The sequence below is a fragment of the Streptomyces sp. NBC_01257 genome (genome assembly GCF_035917255.1).
Lineage (GTDB): Bacteria > Actinomycetota > Actinomycetes > Streptomycetales > Streptomycetaceae > Streptomyces.
This window is the reverse complement of the sequence record NZ_CP108472.1, coordinates 8,679,386-8,702,666: the sequence shown is the minus strand read 5'-3', so window position 1 is coordinate 8,702,666 and position 23,281 is coordinate 8,679,386. Positions and strand designations below refer to the sequence as shown.

Here is a 23,281-nt window from a genome sequence, read left to right as displayed (position 1 = left end):
AGTACGCGGAGCGGGCGCGCTACCGGTCGGGGCCGGGACGGTCCATCCCGTCCGGACCGGGCCGCCGCGGCGCCGGGTCCGGCACATCGGCGGCGGCCGCCCCTTCCGCCGGCGTGTCCGCCGCACCCGCCCCGGGCATCGCACCGCCCCCGCGCAGGCGTTCCAGGTCAGAGGGGCGCACCTGGATGACGATCAGGGCGACCAGGGCGGCGACGACGGCGAAGACCGCGGCGACGACGAACGCACTGGAGACGCCGGACGTCAGGACCTGATCGCCCCACTGCCCGGGAAGCTGTCCGGTCCTGCGGAACTCCGCCAGCTGGGCCGGGGTCGCGTCGGCGAGGAACTTCGGCGCCTGGCTGGTGGCCTCGTTGCGGCTGGCCGTGCCGAAGACGGTGACCAGGATGGACAGACCGAGCGAGCCGCCCACCTGTTGCGTCGTGTTGAGGATGCCGGACGCCGCGCCGGCCTCCTTCGGCTGCACGCCCGATACGGCCATCAGCGTCAGCGACACGAACTGCAGCCCCATGCCGAGGCCGAAGACCAGCACCGGGCCCAGGATGCTGCCCAGGTACGAGCTGTGCACATCGGTCTGCGTCAGCCACGCCAGACCCGCGGCCGCCAGGAGCGAACCCGTCACCATGAAGGGCTTGGGTCCCAGCTTGGGCAGCAGCTGTGAGGTGATACCGGCGCCGATCGCGATGATGACGCTGACCGGCAGGAAGGCGAGACCCGTCCTGAGCGGGCTGAAGCCGAGGATGTTCTGCACGAACAGCGTCAGGAAGAAGAACATCCCGAACATCGCGGCGGCGAGGCAGAGCATCATCGCGTACGTGCCGGAGCGGTTGCGGTCGCGGAACATCCACAGGGGTGTGATGGGCTGCCGGGACCGGCTCTCGATCATGATGAACGAGCCGAGCAGCACCACGGCCGCGGCGAAGGCGACGAGGGTCAGCGAGTCGCTCCAGCCCTCCTCGGAGGCCCGGATGAAGCCGTAGACGAGGGACACCATGCCCAGGGTCGCCGTCAGGGCACCGACGACGTCGAAGTGTCCGGGATGCCGTTCCGACTCCCGGATGTAGCGCCGGGTGGCGAGCACGATCAGCAGGCCGATGGGCACGTTGACGAAGAAGATCCACCGCCAGTCGAGCCACTCCACCAGCACGCCGCCCGCCAGCAGACCGATGGCGCTGCCGCCTGCCGACACGGCCGCGAACACCCCGAACGCCCTGTTGCGTTCGGGGCCTTCACGGAAGGTCGTGGTGATGAGCGACAGGGCGGTGGGCGAGGCGATCGCGCCGCCGACTCCCTGGAGGGACCGCGCGGCGAGCAGTTGCCACGATTCCTGGGAGAGCCCGCCGAGCAACGAGGCGAGCACGAAGAGGGCGACACCGAACATGAAGACGCGGCGGCGGCCGAGGATGTCCCCCAGCCGGCCGCCGAGCAGGAGCAGCCCGCCGAACGTCAGCGTGTAGGCGTTGATCACCCAGGACAGGTTCTCGGTCGAGAAGCCCAGCGAGGTCTGGATGTGCGGGAGCGCGATGTTCACGATGGTGATGTCGAGGACCACCATCAGCTGGCACGAGCAGATGACGAGAAGCGCGATCCCGCTGCCGCGTCCCTTCTTCGGGGATTCGGCAGCCTGCCGGGGTGTCGCCTGGGAGCCCGTCATGGGTTTGCTCGTCGGTCGAGCCGTCGTTCGCACGCGACTCGTCGTTCGCACTCGAACCGTCAGTGAACGCGATCGTTCACTCCCCCGACGTTAGCTCCGCCCGTCGGCCGCCGCCAATCGGGCGCACGCTCACTCGAACGCCGCGGCCGCCTCCCGGAGGGCGCCCGCCACCGCCTCCGGCGAATCGGGCCCCGGCGGACCTGGGCGGTAGGTCACCGACCGCAGTCGGCCCCCGTAGCGGAAGGAGCGGTGGCGCTCGAACAGCGGCCAGGAGACCGGAGACTTGCGGTCGATCCCGATGCTGATGCCCTGGAACGGGGCCATGCCGATGAGCTGGTGCACGCTACGGGGAGTGGCCCGTACCTCGTCGTCGACGCTCAGGGTGAAGCTCCAGCGCAGCCCCTGCTCGGCCGTGGCCGCGAGCACGACCGCGTGCCCGCCTGGCGCCAGGGGGCCGGCGTCGGTCTCGTGGAGCACGCCGTACTCGTTGTACGCGAGGCGCAGCCGGCCCTCCTCGACGTAGAGGACGTAGCCGCCGCCCTGGTCGCCGTGCGAGACGAGCACGCCCTCCCCCGTCTCGTCGATCGCGACGGCGATCTCGAAGGAGCGCAGCGCGACCAGCCGGGAGGAGCGGTAGCGCTCCAGTTCCGGTGTGCCGGGCAGCAGGGTCAGCGGCCGGGCGAGCCGCTGTTCGGCCGGGTTGCGGCGCGCGAGCGCTCCGCTGAGGTCGGGCAGCGGGAAGACCCCGTTGCGCAGGGCGGCGTCCTCCCAGGCGGCCGCCAGTTCCTTGACGAGGGCGGGCCGCTCGGCGGCCAGGTCGTGGATCTCGGTCGGATCGGTCCTGATGTCGTACAGCGCCCACTCGGAGTCGTCGTAGGGCGTGCCGGGCCGGTGGAGGGTGACGAGCTTGTGGCCGTCGCGGTAGTAGCTGCGGTTGCCGGTCATCTCGCAGTACTGCTCGGGGTGGGTGGAGGCGTGATCCGCGTCGGCGAGCACGGGGGCGAAACCGACGCCGTCCGGCTCCTGGAGCGTGACGCCCCGCCGGCCGGCCGGCCGCTCCAGTCCGGCGAGCCGCAGCAGGGTGGGGGCGATGTCGGTGACGTACTGGTACTGGGTGCGCAGGCCGGGGGCGAGCTGTCCTTCGCGGGCTCCCTTCGGCCACGACAGCACGAAGGGCACGCGGACGCCGCCGGCGTAGGTGTGTCCCTTGTACAGCCGGAAGGGCGTGTTGGAGGCCATGCCCCAGCCGCGCGGGTAGTGCACCAGACTGCGCGGGCCGCCGATCAGTTCCGGGTCGCGGTCGACGTCCGGGGTCCAGTCGCCGGGGAGCGCGGGATGGTGGACGAAGCGGCTGAAGTAGGAGCGGGTGCCCTCCGCGCCGCCCTCCCCGGTACCGCCGTTGTCGGAGGTGAAGACGATGATGGTGTTGTCGAGTTCACCGAGGGCGTCGAGGGTCTCCGTGAGGCGGCCCAGGTTCTGGTCGATGTTGTCGACGAGCGCCGCGTACACCTCCATGTAGCGGGCGTAGAGCTTCTGCTGCTCCTTCGTGAGGCTCGCCCACGCGGGCACGTCGAGTCCGGCCTCGCTGTTGCGGTCGGGCAGTCCGGTGCCCGGCGGGAGGAGACCGGTGGCGAGCTGGGCGGCGAAGCGGCGTTCGCGCAGTACGTCCCAGCCCTCGTCGTAGCGCCCCCGGTGGCGGTCGATGTCCTCGGCCTTGGCCTGGAGGGGGCCGTGGACGGCGTTGTGCGCCAGGTAGAGGAAGAACGGCTTGTCGGGGTCGTGGGCGCGCAGCGACTTCACCATGGAGATCGCCTGGTCGGTGATGTCGTCGGTGTAGTAGTAGTCGTCCGCGAACTCGTCGATGTCCAGCGGGCTGTTGTCGCGGACGAGCTGGTGCGGGTGGAAGAGGCTGGTGAGGCCCTCCAGGACGCCGTAGTACTGGTCGAAGCCCTTGCGCAGGGGCCAGTTCTCCCGGTCGTCGGCCGCGTTGGACGCCGAGTCGCGGACCAGGTGCCATTTGCCGACGGCGTAGGTGGCGTAGCCGGAGTCGTGGAGGAGTTCGGCGAGGGTGGGGATGTCGTCGGCGATCTCCATGCCGTAGCCGGGGAAGCCGGGGTCGGAGTTGGCGACCATGGCGTAGCCGACGCGGTGCGGGTTGAGGCCGGTGAGGAGGGCGGCCCGGGCCGGTGAACACAGCGGCATGGTGTGGTAGTTGCTGAGGAGTACGCCGTCCTCGGCCAGGGCGGTGAGCGTGGGGGTGGCGATCTCGGAGCCGAACGGGGCGATGTCGCTGTAGCCCATGTCGTCGACGAGGACGACGACGATGTTGGGGGCCCGGCCGCCCGGGGTGCGGGATGCGGGCCAGGCCGGTTCGGACTCGGCGAAGGTACGGCCGATCCGGCCAGGGAAGCCTTCGTACGGGTCGCGGCGGGTGCTCGTGGTCATCGGCTGGGGGCTCCGTCGTGAGGCGTCGGGACGAGCGGGAGGAGGCGGGCCGGCAGCGGTCGCGGTCCGGGGAGCGGCACGGGTGGGAACGGCCGGGGATGACGCGTGCGCCGGTCCGCCGCGGGTCGGTGCACCGCTCCGGGTCGTTGCCCGCGGTGTCGTGGCCGCCGGGTGCGGCACGCGCTCACGCGAGCGCTCCCGTCTTCTGTGCCACCGCGGCACGGGCGGCCGGGGGTACGGGTTCGGGCGCCGCCGCCAGCAGGGCTCGGGTGTACGGGTCGCGGGGGTTCTCGCAGACCTCGTCGGCGCTGCCGGTCTCCACGATCCGGCCCCGGTGCATGACCGCGATGCGGTGGCTCACCTGCCGGACGACGGCGAGGTCGTGGGCGATGAAGACCAGCGCGAGCCCGAGGTCGCGCTGGAGGTCGGTGAGCAGGCCGACGATCTGTGCCTGGACCGACACGTCGAGCGCGGAGACGGGTTCGTCGCAGATGAGGACGGAGGGTTCGGGGGCCAGTGCCCGTGCGATGCCGATGCGCTGGCGCTGGCCGCCGGAGAAGGAGCGCGGATGCCGGTCGGCGACCGCCGGGTCGAGGCCGGCCCGGCGCAGCAGTTCCGCCACGCGCGTCTCGCGTTCGGCCCGGTCGCCCAGGCCGAAGGCGATCAGGGGTTCGGCGACGATCTCGCCGACCGTCATCCGGGGGTTGAGCGAGGCGTACGGGTCCTGGAACACCATCTGGACCTGGCGGCGCACCGCGTGCAGGGCGCGCCGCGAGGGCCGGGTGACGTCCTCGCCGTTCAGCCGGATGCTGCCCTCGTCCGCGGTGTGGGCGTGCGCCAGCACCCGGGCCAGGGTCGACTTCCCGGAGCCGGACTCGCCGACGATGCCGAGGGTCTCCCCCGCCGCCAGGCTCAGCGACACCCCGTCGAGCGCGGGGACCGCGTGCCGCCGGACACCGCGCCGCCGGTAGGTCTTGCGCAGCCCCTCCGCCTCCAGGACGACGGGCCCGGGGGCCGGGCGGTCGATGCGGGCCGGCGGGACCGGGGCGGGCAGCGGTTCGGTCCGCGCGGCGGCGGGCAGGCAGGCGACGTGCACCCCGTCCGCCGTGCGGGTGAGCGGTGGTGCGGCGGCGCGGCAGCGGTCCTCGACCAGCGTGCAGCGGTCGGCGAAGGCGCAGCCGTCCCCGAGCAGGGTGAGGTCGGGCGGGCTGCCGGGGATGCCGGTGAGCCGGGTGCCGGACGGGGTGGAGAGGCGGGGCACTGCGGCGAGGAGCCCCGCGGTGTAGGGGTGGCGGGGGCGGCTCAGCACCTCGGCGGTGGGCCCGTCCTCGACGACCGTGCCGCCGTACATGACCAGGACGCGTTCGCAGGCGCGGGCGACGACGCCCATGTTGTGGGTGATGAGGACCAGGGCGGTGCCGGTCTCCCGGTTGAGGTCGGCGAGCAGGGTGAGGATCTGGTCCTGGACGGTGGCGTCCAGCGCGGTGGTCGGTTCGTCGGCGAGCAGGATGTCGGGTTCGCCGGCCAGGGCCATGGCGATGAGGATGCGCTGGCGCTGGCCGCCGGAGAACTGGTGCGGGTGGTCGTCGGCGCGCCGGTGCGGCTCGGGGATGCCGACGCGGGCCAGGAGTTCGACGGCGCGGGCCCTGCGGGCGGCCGTGTCGCGGTCGCCGTGTGCGCGGAGCACCTCCTCGATGTGGCGGCCGGCCGTCAGGACCGGGTTCAGGGCCGTCATCGGGTCCTGGAAGATCATGCCGATGCGGGCGCCGCGCACCGCGCGCAGTTCCTGTCCGGTGGCGGCGGCCAGGTCCCGGCCGTCCAGGTGGACCGTGCCGGTGGTGATGCGGCCGGTGCCGGGCAGCATCCGGTTCAGGGCGAGCGCGGTGGTGGACTTGCCGGAGCCGGACTCGCCGACGACGGCCAGGGTCTCGCCCCGGTTCAGGGTGAACGACACACCGCGGACGGCGCGCAGCGCCGAACCGTCGGGTGCGGTGAACTCGACGCCGAGGTCACGGACCTGCAGCAGCTCCTGGGCGGTCATCGGCGTATCTCCCGGTTGAGCGCCTCGGCGATGAGCGAGAGTCCGAGGACGAGCGCGGTCACGGTGATCAGGGGGCCCGCGGCGAAGTTGGGGGCCTGGGCGAGGTAGGGCATGGACTGGCTGAGCACGGCCCCGAGGGTGGGTTCCGGCGGGCGTACGCCGACGCCGAGGAAGCTCATCGCGCCCTCGATGAAGACGGCCACGGTCAGGGAGACGGCGATCTGCACGATGAGCGGGTCGGCCGCGTTGGGCAGGATGTGCCGGACGAGCACCCGGCGGCCCGAACTGCCGCCGACCCGGGCGGCGGTGACGTACTCCCGCTCCCGCTGGACGAGGATTCCGCCGCGCAGCAGCCGTCCGAACGCGGGGATCTCGGCGAGGGCGATGACGAGCACGACGGGGAGGCGTCCGGGGCCGAGGATCGCGGTGACGGCGAGCGCCAGGATCAGGCCGGGGAAGGCGAGCAGGAGGTCGAAGACGCGCTGGACGACGGTGTCGGCCACCGGGTGGGCGGCGGCGACGAGGGCGAACAGGCAGCCCAGTGCGGCGCCGAGGGGCACGGCGACCGCGATGATGCCGAGGTCGGCTCGGATTCCGTGGAGGACGCGGCTGAGCAGGTCCCGGCCGAGGTCGTCCGTGCCCAGCGGATGGCCCGGGGTGCCGAGGGCGGCGAGGCTCTGGCCGCTCTGGTCGGTGGGGCCGTGTCCGGCGATGAGCGGTGCGAGCAGCCCGGCGAGGATCACGGCGCCGACGAGGACGAGGCCGGTGCGGGCGCGGGCGGTGGACAGGGCGCTGCGGTAGGGGTGGCGGCCGCGGGTCCGGCCGCGTGGCCCGGAGGCCGGCGGGGGCGGGCCGGCGGCGAGGAGGTCGGTCGTCGAGGTCATGGGTTACTCCCACCTGATCCGGGGGTCGAGCCAGGCGTACACGAGGTCGGTGAGCAGCTGGACGAGGACGAAGACGGCGACCAGGAGCAGCAGCAGGTCCTGGACGACCGGGTAGTCCCGGCGCTGGAGGCCCTGTTCGGCGAGCTGGCCGAGTCCCGGCCAGGCGAAGATGGCCTCGACGAGTACGGCTCCGCCGAGCAGATGGCCCACCTGCATGCCGAGCAGGGTGACGACGGGCGGGAGGGCGTTCGGCAGGGCGTGGCGCCACAGCAGCCGGCGAGGGGCGACTCCGGCGGCGGTCGCGGTGCGGATGTAGTCCTCGGCCAGGCCCCGTTCGATGCCGTCCTTGAGGTAGCGGCCGAGGACGGCGGCGCTGGGCAGGGCCAGGCAGAGCGCGGGGAGCACCAGGTACTGCGCGGCGAGGTCGGGCGCGGTCAGGAAGGCGACCCGGCCGCCCGGCGGCAGCACTCCGAGGATCACCGCGAACAGCAGCACGAGCAGGACCCCGCTGACGAAGGGCGGCACGGCGAGTGCGGCGGTCGTGGTCACCCGGACCGCGGTCCGGATCCAGCGGCTGCGGGAGGTGGCCCCGAGCACGCCGAAGGCCGTACCGAGGACGATCACGAACAGGAGGGCGGCCAGGGTGAGTTCGGTGGTGGCGCCGAGGCCGTCCCCGATCAGGTCGGCGGTCTGGCCGCCGATCGCGTACGAGGGTCCGAGGTCGCCCGTGAGCAGCGAGCCGATCCAGTGGGCGTACTGGGAGAGCAGGGGTGCGTCGAGGCCGAGCCGGTCGCGGATGGCGGCGACGGTCGCCGCGTCCGCGTCGGGACCGGCGAGGGTGGTGGCCGGGTCCCCCGGGACGAGCCGCAGGATGGTGAAGATCAGGAAGGAGGCGGCGAGCAGGACGAGGAGGGCCGACGGCAGCCTGCGGATCACGTAGCTGCGCATGTCACACCAGGTAGGCGTTGTCGAGGTTGAGGTACGAGAACTTGTTGAGCGTGACGCCGTGCAGCCCGTCGGCGGCGACCTGGACCTGTCCGCGGACGACGAGGTCGATGAGGAACGCCTCGTCGAGCAGGATGGCGGAGATCTTCTCGTGCTGCGCGTTGGCCGCGGCGGCGTTCGTCTCGGGTTCGGTCCAGGCCGCGCGCACGACCTTGGTGTACTCGGCGGAGCGGTACTTGGAGGTGTTCTTCGCCTCGTTGAACGGATAGGCGCTCACGGCGAGGGTCGAGGGCTGTACCTGGGCGAAGCCGTGCCCCATCGTCCACAGGGCCGGCATGCCCTGCGAGATGAGCTTCTTCTGGCCGGTGGCCGGGTCGGTGGGCTGGAGCGTGACGTGGACGCCGACCTGCTTGAGGTCGTACTGGATGGATTCGGCGATGGCCGTCTCGCTGGGCAGCGCCAGGTGCAGCAGCGGCAGTTCGAGCTTGCTGTGCCCGGCGGACTTCAGGAGTTCACGGGCCTTGCCGGGGTCGTGGGAGTAGTGGGTGCGGTGCGCCTCGGTGAAGGCGGGAGAGGACTTGGGCCAGGGGGCGGCGGAGGCGAGGCCGTAGCCGCCGAGGGTCTGGGCGAGCAGCCGGTCGCGGTCGACGGCCCAGGCGAGGGCCTGGCGGACGGTCCGGTCGTCCAGCGGGGCGATGGCGGTGTTGACGCCGAAATAGACGGCGCCCGCGCCCGTGTCGTAGTCGCTGATGGTGAGGTGCGGATCGCTCTTCACGACGCCGAGGCTCTTGCCCGGCACGTTGAAGGAGAGCTGGGACTGACCGGAGCGCAGTGACGAGATCAGCGCGTCGGCCTGCGGTATCACCCGCAGTTCGACTCCGTCGAGGTACGGGCGTCCCGCCTGCCAGTAGCTGTCGTTCCTGGCCAGGCTCAGACCGGAGCCGGGGCTCCACTTCTTCAGCCGGAACGGCCCTGTGCCGATGAGCTTCTTCCCGGTGACGGCGTCCTCGACGGACTCCGAGTCCGCGATGATCATGAACTCGAAGAGGTCGAAGAGGTTGTTCACCGGATGCGCCAGCTTCAGCACCAGCTCGTGGTCGCCGCGCTTCTCGAATCCGCTGACCGTGGCGGCCGTGCTGCGCAACTGAGCTGCGCGTACCGGGTTCTGAAGGTTCTTCACCGCGAAGATCACGTCGGCGGCGGTGAACGCGCGGCCGTTGTGGAAGGTCACGTCGTCGCGCAGCCGGAGCGTGATGCTTCGCCCGTCCTTGGCGTACGTCCAGGAGCGGGCCAGCTCGGGCTGCGGGCTGAGCCGGTCGTCGTAACGGGTCAGGGTGTTGTAGATCAGCCGGTGCTGGAGGGACTGCCCGCTCTGCGAGAAGAGCAGGGCGGGCGTGAAGTCGCTGTTGACGGCGACGTTGAGCACACCGCCCCGCCTGGGTGCGGCGCTCGCGCCCTGCGGTGCGGACGAGGAGTCCGACACCGCCGAGCGGCAGCCCGCCAGACCCAGTCCGAGAAGCAGGGTGCCGCCTCCTGCGGCGCGCAGCGTCGAGCGCCGGGAGGGCCCGGGGGGCGTGAGGGGGTACAGCTCGGTCATCGAAGCCTGCCTGTGACGGTGGAGGACGGTGAAGGGAGTGGACGCGCCGGTGCATGCGTTCCGCCGCGTGATTCGTTCCGCAGCGGGAGAAATTGAGGCGAGGGGCCGCACAGCATCAAGGACGCACCGCGCGGGGGCACTTGGCGGACGTACGGAATCAGCGCCGACGGCGGGAGCGTGGGCCGTTCGGTGCGGGCGGAGGCGGTGTGCGGAGTGCGACGGCGCTCAGGCCGTTACGCGGTGCGGGACCTCGGGGAACCGGCTCCGGGCGGGAACGCCGCGGTGCCGGTGCGGCGTCAGTGAGGTGCCGCGCACACCCGGGACGGGCCGGTGAAAGGGGCGGTCCGGGTCAGACGCGGACAGCACAGACCGCGCTGGCCTGCCGACAGAGGTCGACGTGCCTGCGGGAGACGAGGCGCATGTCCGGGTTCACGGGAGCAATATGACAGTGGCTTCGCCGGACGGTCAACCCGGTCTGTCCGGATCCTGGTACGTGTCCCGTTTCCGCCCGGGTCGCATGCTCAGCTCCTGGATGCCGCGAGCGGGCTCCTGAACAGCGGGTTCAGCAGAATGGTGCCCGCGGCGACGGGGAGGACGGCCGTCCCGGCATGCGGACTGACGATGCGTTCGGGGTCGTCGCAGACGTGGGACAGGTCCACCGCCGCGCCCCGGATCTCCTCCAGGTAGTCGGGATTGAGCAGACTGGAGTGCTCGGTGACGACGACCAGGTCCGGGTTCAGGACGTCGAGGAGCAGGGCGATCGCCCGGCCGACCGCGCGGGCGCGCTCGCGCAGCAGCCGGTCGGCCCGCCGGTCGCCGGCCGCCGCGGCGTCCACCAAGAGGAACGCGTCGGGCTCGGGCACGATGCCGCGGCGCACCGCGGTCCGCGCGACGGCGGTGTTGGACGCGGTCGCCTCCAGGCAGCCGGACCGTCCGCACGGGCAGATGACCGTGGAGTCCGGGACCGGCAGATGGGCCACGTCACCGGCTCCGGACCCCGGCCCCTGGTGGACCACTCCGGCGATGCCGAGGGCCGCGTCGACGACGTTGCCGACGAAGAGGTGGACCAGGCTGCGGCGCGCGGCGGGGCGGCCGAAGAGGATCTCCGACTGGGCCACCGCCCGGGCGTGGTTGTCGATCCGTACGTCGAGTCCGCCCAGGCCACGGGCGAGTTCGGCGGCGATCGGCCGCTGCTGCCAGCCGAGCGCGTCATGCCGCACCGCCGTCCCCGTGCCCGGGTCCACCCAGCCTCCGAGGGCGGCGCCCACTCCGAGCAGGCGCCGCCCCCGGCCCGTGTCGGCGAGGAAGGCGCGCAGCCCCTGGACGATCCGGAGCGACAGTTCCCCCGGCGCGATGCCCTCGTGCGGAAGCGAGCGCCGGGCGAGCAGCCGGCCGCGCAGGTCCAGCAGACCGAACGTCGATCCGGGCACCCCGATGTGGACCCCGGCCGCCACCGGTCCGCCGCTCTCCCCGGTGTGCAGGTCGACGGGGATCTGCGGCCGGCCGACTCCGCCGCCCGCCACCGGATCGGGCAGTTCGCGCACCAGGCCGAGGCCGACGAGGTCCGTGCACTGGCGGGAGACGGCGGCCGGGCTGAGCCCGGAGAGGTCGGCGATCGTACGGCGGGCGACCGGCCCGTGGTCGAGCACGGTACGCAGCACCGTGGCGGCGTTGGCCTCGCGCCGGCCGTCACCGGTCGCCCGGAAGACGTGGGAGGCAGCTGTCATGAGGTCGTCCTTCGGTCCTGCGACACGGGCGCGGTCGCAACGTTACGGCGGCATGAATTCGCCTCCGGGCTGGGACCCGGTGGCGGGGCGGGGGGTACGGGCTCTCCGGCACGGCAGGTGAACCCGCAGGTCAGGAGCTGTTTCGCGGCGCCTGTCCGGTGGGGGTGCGGGCCCGGCGCAAGGGCCGATTGAACCACTGCCCGGCCCGCCGCGGGGCGGGCCGGGGCGCTTGACGCCGACCGTGGGGCGCTGGAAGTCTCCGGAACATGTTCGCGACGGCCGTTACCGATGCGCGGCCCGCCCGCGCCGGCCGCACCGCACCGCAGCCCGCGTGTCCGGGCTCCTGTACCGCCGCCTGACCCGGCGGCCCCCGCACCGCACGCACCGGGCTGCTCCTCGCACCGACTCACCCGGGCTGCGCCGCACTTGATCCGGCTCCGGCCGCCCCACCGCTCTCCCGGACCGCCCAGGTCCGGTGGTGGGCAGTCCGACGTCTTCATTACTTCCGCTCCCGAATTAATCAACTCCGCCGTCGGCCGGACGCCATGAACGGCCGGCGGAGGAGCGTGTCCTTCGAAGGGAACCCGTCATGACCTCCACCACCACCGCCCCCGCTCCCACCGTGACCGTCCAGAAGCTCGGCGGCCGGATCGGCGCCGTCATCTCCGGGGTGCGCCTCGGCGGGGAGCTCGCCCCCGAGACCGTCGCGGCCGTCCGGTCCGCGCTGCTGGCCAACAAGGTCGTCTTCTTCCGCGGCCAGGACCACCTGGACGAGGACAGCCACGAGGCGTTCGGCCGGCTGCTCGGCACCCCGGTCGCGCACCCCACCGTTCCGTCCGCGGACGGCCGCTACTCGCTCGGCATCGACTCGGACCACGGCGGCCGGGCCAACCAGTGGCACACCGATGTCACGTTCGTGCCCGCCTACCCGGCCTTCTCCATCCTGCGCGCCGTCGTCATCCCGCCGTACGGCGGCAACACCCTGTGGTCCAACACCGCGGCCGCGTACGCCGAACTGCCGGAGCAGCTGCGCACCCTGGCCGACAGTCTGCGGGCCGTCCACTCCAACGACTACGACTACGTCGCCCTGCGTCCCAACGCCCTGCCGGAGGCGCTCGCGAAGTACCGCGAGGTGTTCACGTCGACGAAGTTCCTCACCGAGCACCCGGTGGTCCGCGTCCACCCCGAGACCGGCGAACGCGTGCTGCTCCTCGGCAACTTCGTCCAGCGGATCGCCGGGCTGACCGGGAGCGACTCGCGCGCCCTCGTCGATCTGTTCCAGTCCCACATCGAGCGCCCGGAGAACACGGTGCGCTGGGACTGGCAGGTGGGCGACGTCGCCATCTGGGACAACCGCGCCACCCAGCACTACGGCGTGGACGACTCCGACACCCACGAGCGCAAGCTGCGGCGCGTCACCATCGACGGCGACGTCCCCGTCGGCACGGACGGCCGCACCTCCACGCTCATCAGCCCCGAGGCTGTGCCCGACCCGTCCTTCGGGATCGCGTCCGGCGCCTCGACGGCCGAGGCAGCGGCGACGGCCGGCGCATGACGAAGTCCGTTCCGCACGGTGAGGCACCGCTCCCGGCGGGTGGCGCAGCGGCGCCCCCCGCCGGGGCGCCCCCGCAGGTGATCGTGGTCCTCACCGACCAGCAGCGCTGGGACACGGCCGGTGTGCACGGGAATCCGGCGGGGGTGACTCCCGAGTTCGACCGGATCGCCCGCGAGGGCACCCTGTTCGAGCAGGCGATCACTCCCAACCCGGTCTGCGCACCGGCTCGTTCGGCGCTGCAGACCGGCCGCTACCCGACCGCTGCGGGCGTCTTCCGCAACGGTCTGCCGCTCCCCCGCGACATTCCCACGCTGGCCGGGGAGTTCGCGGCGGCCGGGTATGCGACCGGGTACATCGGCAAGTGGCACCTGGCGGGCGAGGACCAGCCGGACGGCCCGGTGGAGCCCGGCCGCCGGGGCGGCTACGACCGGTGGCTCGCCTCGGACCGGCTCGAGTTCACCTCGGACGCCTACCGCACGGTGGTGTACGACGAGGACGGGGCCGCCGTCCGGCTGCCCGGATACCGTTCGGACGCGCTGATCGACGCGGCGATCCGGTTCGTGGCCGACCACCACGACCGCCCGTACCTGCTGTTCCTCTCGCTGCTGGAGCCGCACCACCAGAACCCGACCGACGACTACCCGGCCCCGGCGGGCTACCGCGAGCGCTACGAGGGAGCCTGGCTGCCGCCGGACCTGGCCGCGCTCTCTCCCGGCGCCCCGCAGGGCGGTGCGCACCGTCACCTGGCCGGCTACCTCGGTCAGCTGAAGCGGGTCGACGAGGGGGTGGGCCGGCTGCGCGACGCCCTGCGGAGCATCGGGACCGAGGACAACACGGTGCTGGCCTGGACGGCGGATCACGGCTCCCACTTCCGTACCCGCAACAGCGAGTACAAGCGCTCGGCCCACGAGGCGTCCGTCCGGGTGCCGCTCGCGCTCACCGGGCCGGGCTTCACCGGCGGCGGGCTCGTCCGGCAGCCCGTCGGCACGGTGGACCTGATGCCCACCCTGCTGGCGGCCGCCGGCCTCCCGGTGCCGGACGGTGTCCAGGGGCGTTCCCTGCTGCCGTTGACCGGCGGGGGCCGCGATCCCGGCCGGCCCGGTTCCGTGTTCGTCCAGATCAGCGAGGACCGGGTGGGGCGGGCGGTCCGTACCTCCCGCTGGAAGTACGCGGTGGACGCGCCGGGTGCAGATGCCTGGAACGACCGGGGCGCGGACCGCTACGCGGAGACGGAGCTGTACGACCTGGCGGCGGACCCGTACGAGCTGGACAACCTCGTCGGCCTGGACTCGCACCGGGAGGTCGCCGACACCCTGCGCGCCGAACTGCTGGAGTGGCTGGTGCGGGTCGAGGGGACCAAACCGGAGATCGAGCGGGCGGCGGCCCGTCCGGCCGGCCAGCGCCGCGTGGAGTCGTTTCCGGCCGGGACGCCGTGGGAGGGGGTGCGGTTCGCGCACCGGCCGCGCCCCTGACGGCGTCGCACCCCGGCGGTTCCCGCTCAGACGCCCTGAGCGGGAACCGCCGCGGGCGCGGGCTCCCGGCGTGTTCCGGCCGCCCACCGGGCCACCGGACCCAGCGCGTACGACGCGGCGAGGACCGCGCCGCCGAGCAGCAGCCAGCCCGCCGGGCCCCACCCGACCAGCAGCGCGGTGAGCAGCAGGGGCCCCAGCGTGCGCGCGACGGTGACACCCGTACCGAAGAAGCCCTGGTACTCGCCGATGCGTCCCGCCGGTGCCAGATCGAAGGCGAGCTGCCAGGAGCCCGCCGAGTGGAGCATCTCCGCCGCGACGAGGAGCACGGAACCGCCGGCCAGGGCGGTGACCGCGCCCCAGGGGGAGTCGACGGCCGAGAGGGCGAAGACGGCACAGGTGAGGAGCATGAGTGCGCCGGAGCGGCGCAGGGCGCGGGCGGCCGTGGGGATGCCGGTCACGGAGCGGGCGGTGCGGACCTGGAAGAGCATCACCGCCCCGGTGTTGAGCACGAAGAGCGCGGAGACCAGCCACTCAGGAGCCTGGGTCCGTTCGGTGATCCACAGCGGCAGACCGAGACTGAGCAGCGGCATCCGCAGCAGCAGGACCGTGTTGAGGAGCGTGACGACGGCGTACGGCCGGTCGCGCAGCACTTCGAGCTTCGCGCCCGGCTCCCCGGGCACCGCGGCGACGGCCGGCAGCCGCAGCAGGACGAGTGCGCAGAGCAGGAAGCTCACGGCGTCGACGGCGAACACCGCGAGGTACACCGCCGTGGTCCCGGCGGACAGGGCGAGGCCGCCGAGCGCGGCGCCCACCGCGAGGCCCGCGTTGAGCGTCGACTGGAGATGGGCGAGGGCCCCGGTGCGCTCCTCCCGGGCGACCAGGCCGGAGAGCAGCGCCTGCCGGGCGGCGGCCAGGCCGGACTGCGCGGTGGCGTAGAGGCAGGCGGCGGCGAGGAACAGGGCGAAGTCCCGTACGACGAGGAAGGAGGCGACGGCGACAGCGGTCGTGAGGGTGAGCAGCACCGCCGTCCCCCGCGGGCCGCGGCGGTCGGCGATGCGGCCGAGCGGTACCCCGACGACCGAGCCCACGGCCCAGGCCACGGTGAGTCCGAGACCGATCCTGGCGGGTGCGAGGCCGACGACATGGGTGAAGTACAGGGCCGAGGTGACGTAGTACGCGCCGTCGCCGACGGAGTTGCTCAACTGGGCCAGTGAGAGTGTGCGTTGAGGTCCGGGCGGGGGCAGTAGGTTCGGCATGGCCCTGACGTTACGCAGGAATCGGCTCCCTTGCGTGGGGCACTTCGAGGCTGTGCGGGTGGGCCACTTGGCCCCTCTTCCCAGCCAGTCAGCCCGCTTGGCGCTGTCGTGTCAGGACCAGGCCGACGAGCGCGGCGACCGAGCTGCCGAGGAGTCCGGCGCCCGCGGTGGCCGCGCCCGCGTCGATCAGGTGCTTGGCGACCCACAGCACTCCGGTGACGGCCCCGGCGCCGAGGACCATGCCGGCCACCCGGCAGCGCAGTTCCGTCCGCTCCCTCCACCGGCGGTGTTCGTAGTCGGCCTCGACCTGACGGAGCATGCGCTCGGCGCTGCCGGGCACGACGCGTTCCCACTGGGCGATCTGTTCGGCCAGCGGCAGGTCCTGCCAGCCGTGGCCGGCCTCGTTCACCTCTCCCGGATCGGGGGCGGAGGCCGGTGCGGGGGCGGTCACGAGACGTCTCCCAGAGGTGTCGGGCCGTCGGACCCCGCGTCGTTGTGGTCGGGCTCGGGGTGTGCGAAGCCCGGGGGCGGGCCGAGTTCGTCGTAGGCGCGACGGAGCAGTTCCTCCACCGAGGGGCCGGCCTGCCCGGCCGCCCGGTGAGTGACGTCAGCGGGCGAGAGATCCAGGAGCCCCAGCAGGACCGCCCGCCGCCGTGACGGCGCGCCGTCCGGGACGTGCGGCCGACGGCGCGGAGTTACGGACTGCGCATGCGCCGGCGACGTGTTACGAGGCCGGGCGAGGATGACGCAGAGCACAGCCCACAGGACGAGCCACCACCCGTGGCTCAGTGGGGTCCACGGCGTGACCGCGAGGGTCACGAAGGCGGCGGCTGCCACCGCCGGGGTCAGGAGTGCCGCGCCGAGCCGGTGGGGCCGGCGGGGTGGCGGGAGCGGTCCCGGGGGCTGCGGGGACGAAACGGCCGGCGGTGCCGCGGGCAGCGGTGCGGGGGCCGCCTCGTGCAGCTCCTTCGGCGGCGAAGGCGGCGGGGGGTCGTACAGCACGACCGGGAGCGACGCGGCGTCCGCCGTCGGGTCCGCGCAGATCTGCTCGGCGGCGGCGGCGAGTTGACGCTGCGCCCCGAGCGCGCTCAGCCGGCGTCCCGGGTGGCGCTGGAGCAGGGCCGACAGCACCTGTCGCAGGGGCCCGACGTCCTCCGGCAGCGACACGGCCCCCGGCTCCGCCATCCAGCCGCTGCGGAACTCCTCGACGTCCTCGTCGCGGTAGAGCGGCACCCCGGTGACCAGCGTGTACACCGTCGCGCCGACGGAGAACACATCGGACGCGGCCTCGGGCCAGTAGCCGCTGAGCGACTCGGGGGCGCCGAAGCCCGGGTTGGACAGGTGGACGTCGCCGGTGAGGGTCGAGTCGTCCAGGGGATCGCGGACCCGGTGCGCCGCGTGGAGTCCGGTGAGCCGGGCGGTACCGTCCGCCGTGATCACGATGTTGCCCGGCCGGACACCGGTGTGGACCCAGCCCTCGCGGTGCAGGGCCGCCAGTGCCCCGGCGACCTCCGCACCGATCCTGGCCGCCTCCCCCAGGGACATCCGCGGCCGGTCGGCGAGGCTGACACCCGGCACGTACTCCATCGCCACCCAGGCCTCGTCCCGGTGCACGGCCGCGGTGTCGTACAGCGCGGCCAGGTGCGGATGCCGGATCCGGGCCAGGGAACGGACGGCGCCGGCCTCCCGGAGACCGCCGTCACGGAACCGTATCCGCGCCAGGGTCACCTTCCGGTCGAGGACCGTGTCGTGCGCGACCCACACCTCGTCGCGACCGCGTGCGAGGCGTGTCTCCTTCCGGTACCGACCGCCGACGTCTCTCCCGGCCAGCCTCACGGCCCCGTCACCCCACCGTCCTGTCGCCTGCTCCCACCGCCCGGCCGCGCACGGACCGCGCTCCGCCGGCGCCCGTACCGGTGGCGGCGGATTTCCTGTCCGCGCGGGCCAGTAGAACACCGCGGCCCGGGTGGTGCACGGCCGCCGCCGCACCCGACCGGACGGAGGCGGAGCCGTGTCGTTTCGTACCGAAATGCGATCAGTTGCGCCGCTATTCGATCGCTGCGTGCCTCACCGCAGCTCCGGCCGCGCCGGCCCTACGGGAGCGGCAGGCCGGCGTAGTTCTGCGCGAGTTCGGCGGCGGCGTGGGCCGAGTCCGCGATCCTGTCCAGCTGCGAGATCTGCAGCCGGGTATCGAATCCGCTCTGCTCCGGGTCGGTGTGGAGTGTGGTGGTCATGAAGTACGAGAAGTGCTCGGCCCGCCACACCCTGCTCAGACAGGTGTCCGAGTAGGCGTCCAGCAGATCGGACGAGCCGGTCGCGTGCAGCCGCGTCAGGGCGCGGGCGAGGACGACGACGTCGGCTGCCGCGAGGTTGAGCCCCTTCGCCCCGGTGGGCGGCACGATGTGGGCTGCGTCGCCGGCCAGCAGGACGCGGCCGTGGCGCATGGGCTCGGTGACGGAACTGCGCATCGGCAGAACGGACTTCGCCGTGATCGGACCGCGCCGCAGCGTCCAGTCCCCGTCGACGGCGAAGCGGGCGTCGAGCTCGTCCCAGATCCGCGCGTCCGGCCAGTCGGCGGGGTCGGTCCCGTTGGGCACCTGGAGGTACAGGCGGCTGACCTCCGGCGACCGCATGCTGTGCAGGGCGAAACCGCGCGGCGAGTGGGCGTAGATCAGTTCGTCGCAGGACGGCGGTACGTCGGCCAGGATGCCCAGCCAGGAGTACGGGTACACGCGCTCGTGGGTGCGTTGCGCCCCGGCGGGGATCGCGGCGCGGGTGACACCGTGGAATCCGTCGCAGCCCACCACGTAGTCGCAGGTCAGGACCTCGTCGCGGCCCTCGTACGTGTAGCGGACGGTCGGCCGGCCGGTGTCGGCCCCCTCGACCGATGTGACCGTGGCCCCGAAGAACAGCGGTGCGCCGTCGGCCAGTTGGAGCGCTATGAGGTCCTTGACGACCTCGGTCTGGGCGTAGACCCACACCCGGCGTCCCTCGGCGAGGGAGGGGAAGTCGATGCGGTGCGACCGGCCGTTCCAGCGCAGCTCGATGCCGTCGTGCACCAGGCCCACGGCGTCGAGCCGCCGGGCGGCCCCGGCCTCGCGGAGGGCGTCCACGGTGGGCTGTTCGAGGATGCCGGCGCGCTGGCGCTGTTCGACGTACGCGCGGTCGCGGCTCTCCAGGACCACGCAGTCGACACCGGCGCGGTGGAGCAGCCCGGCGAGCAGGAGCCCTGCCGGTCCGCCGCCGATGATTCCCACGGTCGTGTGCATGGGCATGGGCTACCTCGTCTCCTCTGGGGTGTTGCCGATGTCGGCGAGGATCCGGTCCGCTGCGGCGAACGCGGCGTTGGCCGCCGGGACTCCGCAGTAGACGGCCGCCTGGAGCAGGACTTCCTGGACGTCCTCGGGGGTGAGGTCGCCGCTGACGAGCGCGGCGCGCAGATGCATGGCCAGTTCCTCGTGGTGGCCGCGTGCCACCAGGGCGGTGAGGGTGAGACACCGCCGGGTCCGGTGGTCGAGACCGGGCCGCGTCCACACCTCGCCCCAGGCGTAGCGGGTGATGAAGTCCTGGAAGACGGCGCTGAACGGCGTGGTCCGGGCGATGGCCCGGTCGACGTGTGCGTCGCCGAGGACGGTGCGGCGTACGGCATCGCCCGCGGTGTGCCGGGACGCGTCGTCGGTGCCGGCCGCGCCCCCGGCCGTGAAGTGGCTCAGCAGCGCCGCCTGTACGGGGAGGGGACGTTCGACGTTGGCGAGGTGCGAGGCGCCCGGGAGTTCGAGCAGGGTCGAGCCGGGGATGGCGTCGGCGAGTTCGCGGGCGTGCGCGACCGGGGTCGCGGGGTCGTCGCGGCCCGCCACGACGAGCGTGGCGGCGGTGACGGCGTGCAGGTCGCCGCGCAGGTCGTACGCGGCGAGGGCCTCGCACAACGAGGCGTAGGCGTGCGGGTCGACGTCCCGCAGGTCCGCTGCGGCGGCACGGGCCGCGGGGCTGTCGGCGAAGTCCGCGGTGAACCAGCGGCCCGCAGCCGTGTCGGCGACCGGTCCGATGCCCTCGGCCCGTACCAGCGCGGCCCTCGCGTGCCAGGCCTGCGGATCACCGAAACGGGCCGAGGAGCACACCAGCGCGAGCGAGGTGATCCGGTCGGGGTGGTGCACGGCGAGCCAGGTCCCGACCGCGCCACCGAGGGAGATGCCCGCGTACGCGAACCGGTCGATGCCGAGGGCGTCGGCGAGGCGCAGCACCTGCCGGCCGAGGTCGGCGACGCCGCCGCTCTCGGGGAACAGTCCGGCCGGGCTGCCGCCGTGTCCGGGCAGATCCCAGCGGACGACGCGGTGGTCGCGGGCCAGGCCGGCGGTCTGCGCGTGCCAGACGGAGAGTGCGGTGCCGAGGGACGGCCCGAGGAGGAGGGGCGGTCCGGTGAGGGGGCCGTCGACCTGGTGGTGGAGAAGGCGCGGGGCCGGGGTGGTGGGTGCGTTCGGGGTGCTCATGGGGCTCCTGGGCCGGCGGGTGCCGGTGGTGAGGGGTGCCTGGGGGATTGCAGGGGTATCGGGACGGGTCGTCCGTGCGGGGCGTCCGAGGCGGCTGCCGGAGGCACGCCCGACAAGAGGTGCGGGTCAGGTCGGTTCAGTTCGGTCCCGACCGCTGTCGAAGGCGCGCCCTGCGACGGGTACGGATCGGTTCGGTTCCGACCGCTGTCGAAGGCGTCCGGCAGCGGGTGCGGGTCAGGTCGGGTTCCGTGCCGACCGCTCGCGCCACTGCCCGAGGCGCGCCCGGCAGCAGGCACGCGTCACCTCGTTCCGTGCGGGATGCTCCGTCAGTCCGCCCCCGTCCCGTCGGTGCGGCGGCGCAGCGCGCGGTCGACGAGCGGGCCGGCCGAGCCCGGGTAGCTCGACGGATCGGTGAGGGTCTTCAGTTCGTCCCGTGTCACCGCGCCCGCCAGTGCCGGGTCCTGGGCCAGGGCGTCGTGGAGGCGGAGTCCTTCGCGGGCCGCGCGGGCGGCCGCCCCGGTGACCGCCGCCCGTGCCGCGGCTCGTCCGATCCTGGCCGAGAGGACGGCACCGAGCCGTTCGCTGACGATCAGTCCGCCCGTGATGCCGAGGTTCTCGCGCATGCGCCCGGGGTGGACGCGCAGCCCCTCGGCCAGTGCGGCCGCCGCGTCGGCGGCTCCACCGACCGTGCGCAACGCCTCGCGCAGCGGCTGCCATTCGGCGTGCCAGGCGCCGGGCGGGCGCTCGTCCTCGGCGACGAGGGCGCCGTACAGGATCCCGGCGAGTGCGGGGACCTGGCGGGCGGCCGCGGCGATGAGGACGGCGCGGGCCGGGTTGGCCTTGTGCGGCATCGCGGACGATGTCCCGCCCGTGCTCTCGGAGACCTCGCCGATCTCGGTCCGGGAGAGGACGAGAACGTCCGCGGCGAGTTTGCCGAGGGCTCCGGCGGTGAAGGCCAGTGCTCCGCCGAGGTCGGCGACCGGCGTGCGCAGGGTGTGCCAGGGCAGCGCGGGCGCGGCCAGTCCGGTCGCGGTGGCGTACGCCCCGACGAGCATCGCCCCGGCGTCCGCCGCAGCGTCGTCACCCGCCGCGCCCGCCCCTCCCGTGTCCGGACTCCCGGGCTCGGCGAAGGCGGCGAAGGCGGCCAGCGTCCCCGCCGCGCCGCCCAGTTGGACCGGCAGCGCGCCCCGGACCGCGGCGACCCGCTCGCGGGCGTCGAGGACCAGACTGCGCCAGCCCGCCGCCTTGAGGCCGAAGGTGGTCGGCACGGCGTGCTGGGTGAGGGTGCGTCCCGCCATCGGTGTGTCGCGGTGTTCGGCGGCGGTGCGGGCCAGGGCACCGGCCGTCCGGTCCAGGTCGGCAAGGATCAGCCGCAGGGTCCGGGAGGCCACCAGCATGGCGGCGGTGTCGAGGATGTCCTGGCTGGTCGCGCCCCGGTGGACATGGGCGGCGGCGGCCGGGGACCGTTCGGCGACGGCGGCCGTCAGGTCGGCGGCCAGGGGGATGACGGGGTTGCCGCCCGACCGGGCCCGCACCGCCAGGGCGCGCGCGTCGAACCGGTCCGGGTCCGCCGCGGCCGACGCGACGGCGTCCGCCGTGCCGGGCGGGGCGTGGCCCAGCGATTCCTGTGCGCGGACGAGCGCCGTCTCGGCGTCGAGCAGGGCCCGTACGTACGCCGCGTCACCCGTCGCCGCCTCCACGGCCGTTCCGGCGCGGACGGGTGCGAGCAGGCCGACGTCCGCCGCTGCCCGGTCCGACGTGTCCGCATCAGGCGAAGTCAAGGAAGACCGTCTCCTCATGTACGCCGTCGTACTGCAGACGGATGTCGAATCGGTGGATGCCGGTCTCCTCGGGCGTGGTGAGGAGCGTGGCCCGCCGCTCCTCGGGGAGTCGGGCGAGCAGCGGGTCCCCGTCGAGGCCGGGGGCGTCGTGCAGATAGGCGCGGGTGTGCAGGTGGTGGGTCAGCCCGCGGGCGAAGACGACGAGCGCGAGGTACGGAGATCCGCCCGGCGGCAGCGTCGTGACGGTGTAGTGCCCGTCGGCGTCCGTCGGCACCCGGCCGAAGCCGGTGAACACGAGGCCGTGGCGGCCGATGACCGCTCCGGTGACGGGGTCGCGCCGCAGGGAGCCGGGTGCGCCGTGCCGGGAGCCGTCGGGCGCGGGCTGCCACACCTCGATGAGGGCGTCGGGCACCGGCGCACCGGCGCCGTCGTGGACGTGGCCGTGCAGGATCACGGTGCCCGGATGACCGGCGGGGGCGAGGTCGCCGCCGCCCGCGAACGGCAGGGCGTACCCGTAGAAGGGGCCGACGGTCTGGGACGGGGTGGGCAGGAGCTTCCCCGGTGCGGCGGCGGGCGGTGTGGCGGGCATCAGCGGCCCTCCTCGGTCCAGGTCGCGGACGGGCCGTCGAGGACGATGTCCCAGCGGTAGCCGAGCGACCGTTCGGGGGTGGACAGATCGTGGTCGTACGCCGCGACGAGCCGGCCGCGCGCGTCGTCGTCCGTGACGGACTGGAGGATCGGGTCGTAGACGAAGAGCGGATCGCCCGGGAAGTACATCTGGGTGATCAGCCGCTGGGTGAACGCGGCTCCGAACAGCGAGAAGTGGATGTGCGCTGGGCGCCAGGCGTTGGCGTGGTTGCGCCAGGGGTAGGCGCCCGGCTTGACGGTGACGAACGAGTACGCGCCCTGATCATCCGTCAGGCAGCGTCCCACGCCGGTGAAGTTGGGGTCGAGGGGGGCGGGGTGCTGATCGCGGAGATGGGCGTAGCGGCCCGAGGCGTTGGCCTGCCAGATCTCGACGAGCTGGCCGCGCACGGGGCGGCCGGACCGGTCGAGGACGCGGCCGGTCACGGTGATCCGCTCCCCCAGCGGTTCGCCCTGGTGCTGCCGGGTGAGGTCGTGGTCCAGCTCCGTGATGTCCGTGGCGCCGAAGACCGGGCCGGAGAGCTCGACGGCCTCGGGGTCCGCGCCTACGGGGATCAGCGGCCGCCGCGGGTGGCGCAGGGTGCTGCTGCGGTAGGGGGCGTAGTCCCGGGCGGGGTGCGGGCGGACGGGTGCGCCCGCGGCGAGGGACGCGGCGTAGTCCTCGCGCGCCGCGGTGATCTCGGCGCTGATGTCGGCCTGGGTGAGTGCGCGGGGCACGGCCGGGGCGGACGGGCTGGTCATGGGAGGCGGTCCTTCCTTGCCTGTACGGGGTCG

At 73.6% G+C, this 23,281-nt stretch carries 18 protein-coding genes; 2 read left to right on the top strand and 16 right to left on the bottom strand.

What is annotated here, in order from left to right; genetic code table 11:
- Window positions 1–19: 19 nt before the first annotated feature.
- The 8 genes from OG408_RS37855 to OG408_RS37820 all read right to left on the bottom strand — a co-directional run bounded on the left by OG408_RS37855 (window position 20) and on the right by OG408_RS37820 (window position 11,311).
- The gene (locus OG408_RS37855; protein WP_326674027.1) at window positions 20–1,672 is read right to left on the bottom strand and encodes an MFS transporter; all 1,653 of its coding nucleotides are present in this window, start codon (window positions 1,670–1,672) and stop codon (window positions 20–22) included.
- A gap of 129 nt (window positions 1,673–1,801) precedes the next feature.
- Window positions 1,802–4,117: an arylsulfatase gene (locus OG408_RS37850; RefSeq protein WP_326674025.1), complete on the bottom strand. Its 2,316-nt coding sequence runs from the start codon at window positions 4,115–4,117 to the stop codon at window positions 1,802–1,804.
- A 184-nt stretch (window positions 4,118–4,301) separates the two neighbouring features.
- Window positions 4,302–6,158, bottom strand: a complete 1,857-nt coding sequence (locus OG408_RS37845) for an ABC transporter ATP-binding protein (protein WP_326674023.1) — start codon at window positions 6,156–6,158, stop codon at window positions 4,302–4,304.
- Complete coding sequence (locus OG408_RS37840) at window positions 6,155–7,042, bottom strand: ABC transporter permease (RefSeq protein ID WP_326674022.1); 888 nt, start codon at window positions 7,040–7,042, stop codon at window positions 6,155–6,157. Before OG408_RS37840 ends, OG408_RS37845 begins: the two co-directional genes overlap by 4 nt.
- 3 nt (window positions 7,043–7,045) lie before the next feature.
- Complete coding sequence (locus OG408_RS37835) at window positions 7,046–7,990, bottom strand: ABC transporter permease (RefSeq protein ID WP_285564427.1); 945 nt, start codon at window positions 7,988–7,990, stop codon at window positions 7,046–7,048.
- Window position 7,991: 1 nt separating this feature from the next.
- Window positions 7,992–9,584, bottom strand: coding sequence for an ABC transporter substrate-binding protein (locus OG408_RS37830; protein ID WP_326674021.1), 1,593 nt, complete (start codon window positions 9,582–9,584; stop codon window positions 7,992–7,994).
- A 349-nt stretch (window positions 9,585–9,933) separates the two neighbouring features.
- Entirely contained in the window at window positions 9,934–10,005 is a 72-nt protein-coding gene (locus OG408_RS37825; RefSeq protein ID WP_326674653.1) for a putative leader peptide, read from the bottom strand.
- A 100-nt stretch (window positions 10,006–10,105) separates the two neighbouring features.
- Window positions 10,106–11,311 carry an ROK family transcriptional regulator gene (locus tag OG408_RS37820; protein WP_326674020.1) on the bottom strand — a complete coding sequence of 402 codons (1,206 nt, stop codon included), beginning with the start codon at window positions 11,309–11,311 and terminating at the stop codon, window positions 10,106–10,108.
- A 589-nt stretch (window positions 11,312–11,900) separates the two neighbouring features.
- Here OG408_RS37820 and OG408_RS37815 point away from each other — a divergent pair.
- Complete coding sequence (locus tag OG408_RS37815; RefSeq protein ID WP_285564430.1) at window positions 11,901–12,866, top strand: TauD/TfdA dioxygenase family protein; 966 nt, start codon at window positions 11,901–11,903, stop codon at window positions 12,864–12,866.
- Complete coding sequence (locus tag OG408_RS37810) at window positions 12,863–14,338, top strand: sulfatase-like hydrolase/transferase (protein ID WP_326674018.1); 1,476 nt, start codon at window positions 12,863–12,865, stop codon at window positions 14,336–14,338. The genes OG408_RS37815 and OG408_RS37810 overlap by 4 nt, the downstream gene beginning before the upstream one ends.
- A gap of 26 nt (window positions 14,339–14,364) precedes the next feature.
- Here the strand turns inward: OG408_RS37810 and OG408_RS37805 are convergent, their stop codons facing one another.
- From OG408_RS37805 to pcaH, 8 genes are all read right to left on the bottom strand, one after another.
- The gene (locus OG408_RS37805) at window positions 14,365–15,594 is read right to left on the bottom strand and encodes an MFS transporter (protein WP_326674017.1); all 1,230 of its coding nucleotides are present in this window, start codon (window positions 15,592–15,594) and stop codon (window positions 14,365–14,367) included.
- Between the two features lie 88 nt (window positions 15,595–15,682).
- Complete coding sequence (locus tag OG408_RS37800) at window positions 15,683–16,045, bottom strand: DUF2335 domain-containing protein (protein WP_285564433.1); 363 nt, start codon at window positions 16,043–16,045, stop codon at window positions 15,683–15,685.
- Window positions 16,042–17,430, bottom strand: coding sequence for a serine/threonine-protein kinase (locus tag OG408_RS37795; RefSeq protein WP_326674016.1), 1,389 nt, complete (start codon window positions 17,428–17,430; stop codon window positions 16,042–16,044). The genes OG408_RS37800 and OG408_RS37795 overlap by 4 nt, the downstream gene beginning before the upstream one ends.
- Window positions 17,431–17,687: 257 nt before the next feature.
- On the bottom strand, window positions 17,688–18,863 hold the full coding sequence (locus tag OG408_RS37790; protein ID WP_326674652.1) for a 4-hydroxybenzoate 3-monooxygenase: 1,176 nt from the start codon (window positions 18,861–18,863) through the stop codon (window positions 17,688–17,690).
- A gap of 9 nt (window positions 18,864–18,872) precedes the next feature.
- Window positions 18,873–20,081: a bifunctional 3-oxoadipate enol-lactonase/4-carboxymuconolactone decarboxylase PcaDC gene (gene pcaDC / locus OG408_RS37785; protein WP_326674014.1), complete on the bottom strand. Its 1,209-nt coding sequence runs from the start codon at window positions 20,079–20,081 to the stop codon at window positions 18,873–18,875.
- A gap of 326 nt (window positions 20,082–20,407) precedes the next feature.
- Window positions 20,408–21,862 carry a lyase family protein gene (locus OG408_RS37780; protein WP_326674013.1) on the bottom strand — a complete coding sequence of 485 codons (1,455 nt, stop codon included), beginning with the start codon at window positions 21,860–21,862 and terminating at the stop codon, window positions 20,408–20,410.
- The gene (gene pcaG / locus OG408_RS37775; RefSeq protein WP_326674012.1) at window positions 21,849–22,451 is read right to left on the bottom strand and encodes a protocatechuate 3,4-dioxygenase subunit alpha; all 603 of its coding nucleotides are present in this window, start codon (window positions 22,449–22,451) and stop codon (window positions 21,849–21,851) included. Before pcaG ends, OG408_RS37780 begins: the two co-directional genes overlap by 14 nt.
- Window positions 22,451–23,248 carry a protocatechuate 3,4-dioxygenase subunit beta gene (pcaH, locus tag OG408_RS37770; protein ID WP_326674010.1) on the bottom strand — a complete coding sequence of 266 codons (798 nt, stop codon included), beginning with the start codon at window positions 23,246–23,248 and terminating at the stop codon, window positions 22,451–22,453. Before pcaH ends, pcaG begins: the two co-directional genes overlap by 1 nt.
- Between the last annotated feature and the right edge of the window lie 33 nt (window positions 23,249–23,281).

Excerpts from the sequence above, each read along its gene's own strand:
- OG408_RS37855 (WP_326674027.1), bottom strand. The coding sequence starts at position 1,672 with ATGACGGGCTCCCAGGCGACACCCCGGCAGGCTGCCGAATCCCCGAAG.
- OG408_RS37850 (WP_326674025.1), bottom strand. The coding sequence starts at position 4,117 with ATGACCACGAGCACCCGCCGCGACCCGTACGAAGGCTTCCCTGGCCGG.
- OG408_RS37845 (WP_326674023.1), bottom strand. The coding sequence starts at position 6,158 with ATGACCGCCCAGGAGCTGCTGCAGGTCCGTGACCTCGGCGTCGAGTTC.
- OG408_RS37840 (WP_326674022.1), bottom strand. The coding sequence starts at position 7,042 with ATGACCTCGACGACCGACCTCCTCGCCGCCGGCCCGCCCCCGCCGGCC.
- OG408_RS37835 (WP_285564427.1), bottom strand. The coding sequence starts at position 7,990 with ATGCGCAGCTACGTGATCCGCAGGCTGCCGTCGGCCCTCCTCGTCCTG.
- OG408_RS37830 (WP_326674021.1), bottom strand. The coding sequence starts at position 9,584 with ATGACCGAGCTGTACCCCCTCACGCCCCCCGGGCCCTCCCGGCGCTCG.
- OG408_RS37820 (WP_326674020.1), bottom strand. The coding sequence starts at position 11,311 with ATGACAGCTGCCTCCCACGTCTTCCGGGCGACCGGTGACGGCCGGCGC.
- OG408_RS37815 (WP_285564430.1), top strand. The coding sequence starts at position 11,901 with ATGACCTCCACCACCACCGCCCCCGCTCCCACCGTGACCGTCCAGAAG.
- OG408_RS37810 (WP_326674018.1), top strand. The coding sequence starts at position 12,863 with ATGACGAAGTCCGTTCCGCACGGTGAGGCACCGCTCCCGGCGGGTGGC.
- OG408_RS37805 (WP_326674017.1), bottom strand. The coding sequence starts at position 15,594 with ATGCCGAACCTACTGCCCCCGCCCGGACCTCAACGCACACTCTCACTG.
- OG408_RS37790 (WP_326674652.1), bottom strand. The coding sequence starts at position 18,863 with ATGCACACGACCGTGGGAATCATCGGCGGCGGACCGGCAGGGCTCCTG.
- pcaDC (WP_326674014.1), bottom strand. The coding sequence starts at position 20,081 with ATGAGCACCCCGAACGCACCCACCACCCCGGCCCCGCGCCTTCTCCAC.
- pcaG (WP_326674012.1), bottom strand. The coding sequence starts at position 22,451 with ATGCCCGCCACACCGCCCGCCGCCGCACCGGGGAAGCTCCTGCCCACC.
- pcaH (WP_326674010.1), bottom strand. The coding sequence starts at position 23,248 with ATGACCAGCCCGTCCGCCCCGGCCGTGCCCCGCGCACTCACCCAGGCC.